The following is a 10827-nucleotide window of genomic DNA, read 5'->3' on the forward strand; positions in this document are numbered from 1 at the left end:
GCAAATGAGTTTTAATATTCAGCCCCGGCGGAGTTTGATTGTATATTTAAATAATCCCCGTCAGGCAAAGCAATTGCGGCGGTTCGGGGTGATTGCTTATATTTCCAATCAATTCAGTTATGCCGTTATATATATGAATGAAAATGAAATAGCAAAGAAACAAGAGTTAATTAGTCGTCTGGGCTTTGTGAAAAAGATTGAGGTTTCACGATGGCCAGAGGTAGATTCAACAGTCGGAAGTGGCTCAGATGGTGTAGCCTTTACGGTTGACGATGTTGAATTGGACGAAATTGTGGTAGATGAAGAAGAAGTATAGAGGTAGAATATGCGGATTGTTGGTGGAGATTTTGGCGGCCGGCCATTAAAAGCAGTACCTGGAAATGCGACCCGGCCGACGACAGATAAAGTAAAAGAAGCAATTTTTAATATGATTGGTCCATATTTTGATGGTGGCCGGTCATTGGATTTATATGCAGGCTCAGGAGGCTTGAGTATCGAAGGCGTCTCACGAGGAATTGAGCAAGCTGTTTTGGTTGATCAACAACGTGCAGCTGTCAAAACGATTCAACAAAATGTGGCGATGACGAAAGCGTCAGAGCAATTTACGGTTTATCAGACTTCAGCTAATCGAGCCATCAGTAAATTGACGGGTGCCGCACCGTTTAATCTCTTTTATTTTGATCCACCATATGCAAAGCAGATGATTATTCAAGATGTTGGACAACTAATTCAAGCCAATTTAGTGGCAGATAGTGCTATTTTAATGGCTGAGACGGATCAATTTGCTAATCTGCCCGATACCATTCAAGGTTTCCAACAGATTAAGCAAAAAGATTACGGTATAACGGTTATTACCATTTATGAATATGTAAGGAGCTAGGTATGCATAAAGTGATTTATCCTGGAAGCTTTGATCCACTTACGGTGGGGCATCTAGATATCATTCAACGTTTAGCGCACCTTTTCGATGCAGTTATCGTTGGAATTGGGGTTAATCCAGCCAAAAAAACATTATTTACGGTAACAGAGCGCCAACAGCTAATTGAAGCAAGTGTGGCTGCCTCGAATTTATCAAATGTTAAAGTGATTAATTATACGGGCTTAACGACTGAAGTGGCTAAAGCGCAAGAAGTGGATCTAATTGCTCGTGGCTTACGGGATGAACAAGATTTGCATTATGAGAAAAAAATCGCCGAGCTCAATCGTCGGGTGAGTGGGATTGAGACCATATTTTTGTTGGCAAAGCCCGAACATCAAGTACTAGCCAGTTCTTATGTTAAAGAGTTGGCTAGTTACAAGGCGGATATTTCAGCCATGGTGCCTGCACCGGTACTGAGCGCCCTGCAAGCTAAATATAAGGGGAATTCAGAAGATGCATAATCCCAAGAAAAAAACAGTTAAGAAATTACTATGGTGGTTATTGGGCTTGTTTTTGGCGGCATTTGTTTTAGTACCGTTGCCGTTGTATAGTGAAGAGCCAGGTTTATCAATGGGCTTACGTAATTTTATTAAAATTAATCAAAAAGTACCGGATATCCATGGTGATTACAATATTACAGCGGTACGAATCCAGCGGGTGACCGGCTTAACCGCGATGATGGCTGCTTTTAATCCCCACGCTGATTTAATTAGTGAGCAGGCGATGACGGCGGGGAATACCACAGCTGAGCAAAATCGTTTAGGTCAAATTGAAATGCAGACAGCCTTGGATTCAGCTAAAGTGGTGGCTTTAAAAAAGGCACAGCAGCCGTACCAAGAAAATTTTAAAGGAGTCTATGTATACTCAATTCAAGATGACTCTAATTTTAAAAAACAACTGCAAGTGGGCGATATGATTACAGCAGTGAATGGGGAACACCCAAAAAATGTCTTAGCCTTGCAAAAAATGATCGAAGCTCATCCAGCAGGGACGCAAACGGATATTACGTATCAACGGAATCATAAAGAGTATCAAGCACAAGCAAAGACGGTTCAATTGGATCAAATGTCGGAGAAAGTTGCGGGATTAGGCATTCGCTTAATTGATCATACGACTGTGTCATCCCCGGTGAAAATTTCAGCTGACATGGGTCGAATTGGTGGACCTTCCGGTGGACTAATGCTTGCTTTGGAATTGTATGACGCTCTTACTCAAGAAGACTTGGCCAAGGGGCGTTCCATTGCAGGGACGGGTACGATTGATCGAGAAGGTCATGTAGGTGAAATCGGTGGGATTGATAAAAAGGTGATTGCCGCGCATAAAAGTGGTGCGCAGATTTTCTTCGCTCCATATATAAATTTACCGAAAAAATATTTAAAATATGAAGAAAAGCATCAGACCAATTATCAATTGGCAAAAAGTACTGGCCGCAAATACGCGCCAGAGATGAAGATTGTACCGGTTAAAAATTTCCAAGATGCGATTGATTATTTAGAGGCACATCCAAATTAAAAGAGGACAAAAATGATATTAAAACATGCAATTTTGCATATCTTAGATCAAGCAGCTGGTCAATTATTTTTATCGCAAAATGAGTTAGATATAAATCAAAATCAGGTGCATGAATATTTAGAAAAATTAATTACTAAATTTAATCAAGGCGATTTTAAGCCCGGTCAATTGAATGGTGACGATTATTTAGCACAACAATTAGATGATAATCAGCAAGGCGATTTTGTGACTATTAGCCAGGGTCTGACCGAAAAATTGTTTGATGTAATTAAAGAATTAAGTGCGGTCCCGGGGGGCGATGTTTTAATTTTAGAGTATACCGAAGAAAATGATGATTTCTTTGCGTTATTTAAAATCAATCCGGCGCCACGGTTTGTGCATATGGTGGATTATCAAGATGAATGCGTGCAAAATCAATTAGTTTTGAATCAAGCGGTATTACCGAGTGGAAGTTCGGCGCCTGATGAAGGGATTATTGTTAACTTGATGGACGGGCGGTATCGTTTAATCGAAAAAACATATCGGCAAGAAGGGCAACGGTTGGCGTACTTTGCGGAGCGGTTTGCAGCGTTGGAACCGGAAGTGAGCATTAAAAATGAACTGCAGACGGTTAAGCAGGCAGTTAAACAAGTCGCAGATAAATTTGATGTTCCGCTGCATGAAGCGTTGGCCACTACCCAAGCAATGATTTTTGAAGATGCAAGTGAAGATGGGATAATTTCTGTAGATCGTATCGGAGAACAGGTCTTTGATGATAATCTGTCAGCGCAAACAATGTATCGTGAGAAATTGGAAGAAAGTGCCATCAATCATCAAATTGAACTAGAGGACCCATTAAAGTATCAAAAAAAATATGCGGCCCAAAAATTTATCCTAGATTCAGGAATTGAAGTTTCAATTCCAATGGCTGCGTACCAAGATAAAAATCAAGTTGAATTAATCAATAATCCCGATGGTAAAATTACGTTGATGATTAAAGGAATTGATGAAATCAAAAATAAGTTCAAGGCGTAGATTGACAAACTTACTTTTTATCGGTAAAATTGGTTTCATAGAAAGACAAAGGAGACGGCAAATGTTCAAAAAATTTACACTTAACTTAAGTTGTGGATTTTGGTTGCTTGTGGGCAATCAATTATTTTGACGTGCCGTCTAAATAGGTTGAAACACACAAGCACTGACTCATTTAATGAGGTTGGTGCTTTTTATTTTATTTTTAGGAGGTTCTGATGAAAAGACGATATTTACTTGGGGCCTTATTAGGAGTGATGGGGTTATTACTGGGGGGTGGTTTCTTCATCCCGCAGCCAGTTGCTGCGAATGAGTTTAAGCCGATTCATCCGGGCACGCTGACAATCGGGTTAGAAGGAACCTATGCGCCTTTTTCTTACCGTAATCATGGTAAATTAACAGGCTATGAGGTGGAAGTGGCCAAAGCTGTGGCCAAGGAAATGCACCTGAAGCCTAAATTTGTCGTGACCAAGTGGGATTCCTTGCTGACCGGACTTGATTCGCAACGATATGATGTCATTTTTAATAATGTAGGGATTACCAAAGAAAGGCAGCGTCGTTATATTTTCGCTGAACCATACCTGTATTCTAAAACGGTACTGATTCAAAAAAAGAGTGGGAATATGCGGCACTTAAAAGATATTAAAGGGCGAAAGATGGCACAATCAACTAGCTCTAATTTTGGTCAATTGGCCAAACACAATGGCGCTAAAATTGTTCCTATTCCGGGTATGGTTGAAGCAATGAACTTAATTAAATCTGGGCGGGCTGATGGCGAATTAAATGATGCTGGCGCGTTTGAACGTTGGCATAAAAGCAATCAGAAAGCCAAAATTAAGGCCGTTAATTTAGATAAAGAGGTGCCACCAATCCCGGCGGCGCCACTGTTGAATAAAAGGGATAAGCCATTACAACACGAGATGAATCGTGCGCTTAAAAAGTTAGCAAAGGCCGGAACTTTAAAGAAACTATCAAATAAATACTTTCATATGGATTTAACGAAAGCATAATATTGAGGAAAATTGGGAAACACATTTATGTCTAATTTTATTGATTTAGCAGTTGAATATTTACCAGAATTATTTCAAGCAGCTCTAATATATACAATTCCTTTGGCGGCAATTTCATTTATATTAGGTCTGGTGGTGGCGACTTTGGTGGCCCTCGTACGGGTCATGCACCAACCGGAGCAGCTTTTATTGAAGTGGGGATGCCGGGTTTTAAAAGGTTTAGCATACTTTTATGTCTGGATTTTCCGGTCGACACCGATGCTAGTCCAGTTATTTATTGTCTTTTACGGTCTACCCAATGTTAATATTGATGTTTTTGCGAATGCTTGGGTTAGTGCCATCACGGTTTTTGCGTTAAATACCGGGGCATATGCATCCGAAACTATTCGAGCATCGATTTTATCAGTTGATCGCGGACAAAAAGAGGCAGCATTAGCAACAGGTTTGACAATGTGGCAGACGTATCAAGAAGTAATTCTGCCACAAGCAGCGCGGATTGCAGTACCACCGCTCAGTAATTCCTTAATTTCATTGGTTAAAGATACATCCTTGGCGAGTGTGATTACGATTGTAGAAACCTTTTATTTGAGTCAGCAAATTGCGGCTCAAAATTATCAGACGTTAGATATGTATTTATTAGTTGCTTTTGTTTATGCAGTCATTACAACGGTCTTAACATTTATCCAACGCTGGTTGGAACGTTACACGTCGCGCTATTTGCGCGATAATTAAGATGAATTTAGAAATGGGGAACTGACAAGATGCAAAAATTTAATTTAGGTGTGATTGGGTCTGGTCCGGCTGGATTAGCAGCTGCCTTTGAAGCGCAACAGTTAGGACAAAAAGTTGTTATCATTGAAAAATATCAATGGGGTGGCACTTGCCCCAATTATGGCTGCGATCCTAAAAAAATTCTTTTAAGTGCGGTGGAAGGTCTAGAACGGCAAAAAGCATTAAAGGGGCGCGGACTAGAAGGTGATTTGAAAATCAATTGGCCGGAACTAATGGCCTTTAAACAAACTTATGTTGATGCGGTTAAGCCACGTAAAATTAAAGGTTTGGATACGGCAGGTATTACGCATTTAGCGGGTACGGCCCATTTTATTGACGGTCAGACGGTTCAAGTTGGCAACGAGACGCTGGCAGCTGATTATTGGATTATCGCCACGGGGCAACGGCCTAAAACGGCAACTTTCCCTGGAGCAGAGTTGACCATTGATAGTGAAGCATTTTTGAATTTAAAAACGATGCCGCAAGATATCACCTTTATTGGTGCTGGATATATCGGGGTAGAATTTGCTAACATCAGTCAGATGGCGGGGAGTCATGTTCATGTTGTTGCACATCATCAAAAAATTCTCAAAGATTTTGATCCAGTTTTAACAACCGCCTTAAAGGAACAAATGGCTCAAGATGGGGTTGAATGGGTTTCTGAGGTAGAAGTGGCCAGCATTCAGGCTGTTGGGCAGCAATATCGAGTGACTTTAACCAACGGACAACAATGGTTAACAGACCAAGTGGTGCTAACAATTGGTCGACAGGGGAATACTGATCAATTAGATGCCGCAACTGGGCAGATTGAATTGCATCAAAGTCATGTGGTGGTTAATCAATATCTTCAAACAACCAATCCACATGTCTATGCAATTGGGGATGTCGCAGATAATGCGGTCCCTAAGTTAGTCCCTGTTGGTAATTTTGAAGGACGCTATGTCGCGCGGCATTTGTTTGGAGCAGAAGCAGACCCAATCCATTACCAGACCTTACCAGAAGTGGTCTTTGGTAGCCCACGGATTGCGCAAACTGGTGTTAAGATGGCTGACGCTCAAGCAAAAGGATTAACAGTGCATGAATTTAAGTGGGAAAAGGTCATTACTTTTTACCGTTATCAAGATCATCCAATTATTCGGGTGGCGTTGGATCAAAACGGAATTATTCGAGGAGCAAGTGTTTATGCAAAAGAAGCTGAAGAATTAATTAACTATTTTGTGACAGCCATTAATGAAGAACGTACGCTCAATGATACGCAAGCTAATTTGTATGCTTACCCATCTTTGGGAAGTGAATTTGCTGGTTTTTATGAATAGCATTTATGGTATAATTTACTCTTATAGTAACAGAAGAAGCTAGCCTTCTTAATTTAGAGTATAGGAAGAAACAATCAAAATGAAAATTAAAGGTTTAACTCCGATTTTAATCATTATTTTAGTGATTATGTTTTTTACGGGAAAAATTTATATCTTAGCACCATATTTGGCTAATTTCATGCAAATTGTGGAGCATATGTTTAATGATTCAAATGCAATTGGTTGGTCAATTTTAATTTTGACATTTATTGTTCGGTTAGTTTTACTACCAATGCAATTACATCAATCACGCAATATGACGCTTCAACAAGAAAAAATGCGTTTATTGCAGCCCCAATTAAATCGGGTGCAAGAGGCGCAAAAAGCGGCTAAAACTCCCGAGGAACAGATGCGGGCCAGCCAAGCAATGATGCATATTTATCGGGAAAATAATGTGTCGTTACTAGGGGGGATGAATTTTACCACGCTAATTATCCAATGGCCTATTTTCTCCGGATTGTATGCCGCGATTAATCCGCGCATTATCCATGGATGGAGTCATATGGACTGGGCGGTTACGCAGGCGGCTTCTATTAAGGACGCTAATTTCTTTGGCATTCAATTAGCTCAGTCCAGTTTAGGATTAGCCATTGCGACCGGGTTGATATATTTGGCCCAATCATATCTTTCAATGTTGGGGATTCCTGAAGAACAAAAGAAGCAAATGAAGTCGATGATGTTCATGATGCCCATCATGATGTTTATGATGACGTACTTTACCAATGCTGGAATTGGCTTGTATTTCTTTGGTGGTGCCGTCATTATGGTGATGCAAACTTTGTTGATTAATTTGTGGCGCCCACGTTTACGGCAACACGTCAAGAATACGTTCACGGTTAAGGATGTGGTTGAAGACGCCCTTGCCGGAAAGATTAAAGCACCTCAAGTGGATAAAAACAGTGGCTTTATGGAACGGATGGCAGCAGCGCAAGAGGCGGCAACTAAGCAACAGGAGCAGCAAGCTACTAACAGTGCTCCGCAAGGGACACCAGCCCAACAATCAGAAATCAATCTTGAAAAGAAGTTGACGAATCGCGAACGTAATGAGCAACACCGTCAGCGGAATCAAAAACATTAAGGACTATGATAAAAAAACGCTTTAACTTAATAGTTGAAGCGTTTTTTGTATATAAATATCTGAAGTAGGATAATGTTGACCTAAAAAGATGTGAATTTTTGTTAAATAGTCGTAACTCACAAGCTGGACAATGTGTAGCTCATTATCCTATTCACTAATAATTTCGATAAATGTACTGGTTGGCATAGATTGTTTTAGGTCAATTAAGTCATCAGCATTAGATAAAACGACGGTTAATTCTGTGCTAATTCGATTGTGTTCAATTTTAATTGCATCGAGGACGGGATTGAATTTATTTGATCGAATTTGGTTGAGATATTCATTGACCTGGGCGTCTTCAATGGGACTAGTCATTCTAATATGATAGATAGTATGCAAATTAAAATCTTTAAATTTATATAGAATTAATTGCATGATAATGATAATTACCGTACCGCCAATAGCTAAAGAATACATATCAGCCCCAACGGCCATTCCAATGCCAGAGGTGACCCAGACACCGGCCGCCGTGGTTAAACCGGAAACGCTCAGAAACTTGTCACCTTTGACGATGATTAGACCAGCACCTAAGAAGCCAATTCCACTAACTACTTGGGCCGCGATTCGGGAAGGATCTAATGCAATATTGTTGAGATTTAATATATTCATAAATCCATATTTGGAAATAATCATAACCAGGGCCCCGCCTAAAGAAACTAGCGCGTGGGTTCTAACCCCAGCTGATTTAAAACGAGTTTGACGTTCCAAACCGATAAAGATGCCTAAAATGACAGCTAATAATAATTTAATAATAAAATCAAATTCCATAAAAGACTCCTGTTCAAAATAAAGTAAGTATATATAAGTATATCAGGATTCTTTGGTAAAGCATTATTTTAAGATTAAAAATATTGCACGTGCAGCAAAAGATTAGATGAAAGTGAAGAAAAATTATTTCGATTAAACAGTACAATCGAAGATAGCTTTGAACTAATGGGGGTCAATTATTGATCTTCAAATAAATTATTTTTGAATTAGCCATGTAGTGTATAGCATCAAGTCAGAAAATAATTGTTTAGTATGACCTAAGCTTTAAAATTGTTCATAATATGGTTAAAATGAATAAAAAGGCAATTAAAAATGCTCACCAATCCAGCTTGATGAACATTCTGTCTTTTTTAATTATTTCATTTGACGCCAGTTAGTAATGTGATCTTGCCAAATATAGTCAAAATTAGCCGCAATATCTAAGGCAGTTTTGGGCTTATTACCCGTTAAGAGTTCAATATCATTTGATTGAACGTTAAAGAGTCCATCACCAACAGCTTGATCATTGTCAACCACATCGTTAGCACTAAATGGAGCAGGGGATTGAGAAAAATCACCGCTCATATCATGTGGAATATGTAATTTTTCAAGGTATGCATAGTATTCAGCTTGTGTTGCTGGGACATATTCAAGGTCAACTCCTGAACGTTTAGCGATAATTTCACAAATTTCGCGAACAGAGATGGCTTGTGCTCCAACAATGTTAAAGACCTTACGATCACCACCTTTACCGAGTAAAGCGGCAGCAGCTGCAGCGGCACAATCATCCTTATGGACCAGAGTGGCTTTGCCTTCGCCAGCAGTTGTTACCCATCGTCCGTTTGACATGAAGGCTAGCATGGCACGCATTGTCATAAATGTTTCAAGGTAAAGGTTATTTCGAAGTGCCGCATATTGAATTCCTGTTGATTCAAGATATTCTTCAGTTGCGGTATGATCGGGTGTTACAAAGACATGTTCGTAAGCAGGATCAGTGGCGCCAACGAATGAAGTATATGTGATATGTTGCACACCATTTGTAATGGCTGCATCGATTGCATTTTTGTGTTGTTCTACTCGCTTACCAACATCTAAACCAGAGATGAGGAAGAGACGGTCACCATCCGCAAAGGCTTTTACTAATGATGCTTTATCATTGTAGTCCGCTTCAACGACGCGAACACCTAAATCCTGCCAGCGCTTAAGCTTATCGGGCTGAAGCCGATCAATTTTATAACAGGTAAAGGTAAGTTGATCACCACTAACATTTTTTAACATAATTTCGGCAACCCGACTAGACAGTTTTCCGTCGACACCGGTAACAATATAACGCATATTAAGACCTCTTTCATTTTTAATTTAATTTACAAGTTAACAATATCATAATGAACACACTTTAATAAATTGCCGTTTGTTATAAGCTATAACTGATTGGAATAATTGATATGAATTTTACACAAATTAATGTATTTATCTGTGTAGCAGAAACGTTAAGTTTCTCCGAGACAGCTCAAAAAATGCATATGACGCAGCCCTCAATTACTAAAAATATTCAGCAATTAGAACTAGAATTAACCAAAAAAGTGTTTGATCGAAACAACGGGAGGGTATCATTAACAACTGAGGGTGAATTTTTTTATCGAAATATTAGTGATATTATGGTGCGCATTGAACAAACGATTACCCAAGTGCAACAGCATGATTTATTGGATAATTTAACGTTAGGTTATACTAACACGCCTTTTGAAAAAATATTCTTGCCTAAATTATTAAAAATGATGGCTTCAAACTTAGAGGATATTAACTTAACGCTCCATAATTTGACTTTGAACAGTAGTGTTGAGGATTTAATGAGTCGGCGGTTTGATCTGCTTTTAACAACTGCAGATAATGTCAGATTTAATAAAAACATCGCATTTGAACCGATCTTAGAATCTGGATTTAAAGTATTGTTATCGGTTAATGATCAATTAGCCAAGCAGTCGGCTTTAAAAATTGAAAATTTAGTAAATTGTAATATTATTTATTTCAATCCACGCCAAGCACCGCCGGCGATTGAACAAGTGCAAAAGAAATTACAAGATTTAGGACCGCAACGAAAATTTCATGTAGCAGAAACTGCTAATACGCTCGTGACCATGGTTAAAGGACAACAGGGAATCGGGGTTTTACCTGGTTTCGTTATCGATCCAAATGATCATGAAATTGTTAGTGTGCCCCTAGATGACGAAGTTCAATTGACGTATGGTATTGCCTATTTGAAAGTGGATGAGCGTGCGGCACTGCATGATGTAATTGACTTGATACGGAAAGTTATTTTAGCAGAACAATAACATATTGTAGGATTAATCCGAACACCTAGATACAAAAATACCCATAGTAAAT

12 protein-coding genes are annotated in these 10827 nt (G+C 39.3%); 10 read left to right on the forward strand and 2 right to left on the reverse strand.

What is annotated here, in order from left to right:
- Window positions 1-4: 4 nt before the first annotated feature.
- The 9 genes from ACJQWY_RS01075 (at window position 5) to yidC (ending at window position 7656) form a co-directional block, all read left to right on the forward strand.
- The gene (locus ACJQWY_RS01075) at window positions 5-316 is read left to right on the forward strand and encodes a YlbG family protein (protein ID WP_407075904.1); all 312 of its coding nucleotides are present in this window, start codon (window positions 5-7) and stop codon (window positions 314-316) included.
- Window positions 317-325: 9 nt separating this feature from the next.
- Entirely contained in the window at window positions 326-880 is a 555-nt protein-coding gene (gene rsmD, locus ACJQWY_RS01080; protein ID WP_407075905.1) for a 16S rRNA (guanine(966)-N(2))-methyltransferase RsmD, read from the forward strand.
- A gap of 2 nt (window positions 881-882) precedes the next feature.
- Complete coding sequence (gene coaD / locus ACJQWY_RS01085) at window positions 883-1380, forward strand: pantetheine-phosphate adenylyltransferase (RefSeq protein ID WP_407075906.1); 498 nt, start codon at window positions 883-885, stop codon at window positions 1378-1380.
- Window positions 1373-2431 (forward strand): SepM family pheromone-processing serine protease, encoded by a 1059-nt coding sequence (locus tag ACJQWY_RS01090; protein ID WP_407075907.1) that lies wholly within the window; start codon window positions 1373-1375, stop codon window positions 2429-2431. Before coaD ends, ACJQWY_RS01090 begins: the two co-directional genes overlap by 8 nt.
- Window positions 2432-2443: 12 nt before the next feature.
- Entirely contained in the window at window positions 2444-3445 is a 1002-nt protein-coding gene (locus ACJQWY_RS01095) for a nucleoid-associated protein (protein ID WP_407075908.1), read from the forward strand.
- Between the two features lie 215 nt (window positions 3446-3660).
- Window positions 3661-4452, forward strand: a complete 792-nt coding sequence (locus tag ACJQWY_RS01100) for a transporter substrate-binding domain-containing protein (protein WP_407075909.1) — start codon at window positions 3661-3663, stop codon at window positions 4450-4452.
- A 27-nt stretch (window positions 4453-4479) separates the two neighbouring features.
- Entirely contained in the window at window positions 4480-5184 is a 705-nt protein-coding gene (locus tag ACJQWY_RS01105; protein ID WP_407075910.1) for an amino acid ABC transporter permease, read from the forward strand.
- A gap of 29 nt (window positions 5185-5213) precedes the next feature.
- A complete protein-coding gene (locus tag ACJQWY_RS01110) occupies window positions 5214-6539 on the forward strand; it encodes a dihydrolipoyl dehydrogenase family protein (RefSeq protein ID WP_407075911.1) in 1326 nt (441 codons plus the stop codon).
- A gap of 79 nt (window positions 6540-6618) precedes the next feature.
- Window positions 6619-7656 (forward strand): membrane protein insertase YidC, encoded by a 1038-nt coding sequence (gene yidC / locus ACJQWY_RS01115; protein WP_407075912.1) that lies wholly within the window; start codon window positions 6619-6621, stop codon window positions 7654-7656.
- A 147-nt stretch (window positions 7657-7803) separates the two neighbouring features.
- On the opposite strand, the gene ACJQWY_RS01120 is transcribed toward yidC, so the two are convergent.
- Both ACJQWY_RS01120 and ACJQWY_RS01125 read right to left on the reverse strand, forming a co-directional pair.
- A complete protein-coding gene (locus tag ACJQWY_RS01120; protein WP_407075913.1) occupies window positions 7804-8463 on the reverse strand; it encodes an MgtC/SapB family protein in 660 nt (219 codons plus the stop codon).
- Between the two features lie 354 nt (window positions 8464-8817).
- Entirely contained in the window at window positions 8818-9777 is a 960-nt protein-coding gene (locus ACJQWY_RS01125; protein WP_407075914.1) for an NmrA family NAD(P)-binding protein, read from the reverse strand.
- 110 nt (window positions 9778-9887) lie between these two features.
- Between ACJQWY_RS01125 and ACJQWY_RS01130 the strand changes: the two genes are divergently transcribed.
- Window positions 9888-10775, forward strand: a complete 888-nt coding sequence (locus ACJQWY_RS01130; protein ID WP_407075915.1) for a LysR family transcriptional regulator — start codon at window positions 9888-9890, stop codon at window positions 10773-10775.
- The last annotated feature ends 52 nt before the right edge of the window (window positions 10776-10827 follow it).

It is taken from the genome of Weissella kandleri, assembly GCF_045504165.1.
In the GTDB taxonomy this organism is placed as follows: domain Bacteria; phylum Bacillota; class Bacilli; order Lactobacillales; family Lactobacillaceae; genus Weissella; species Weissella kandleri_A.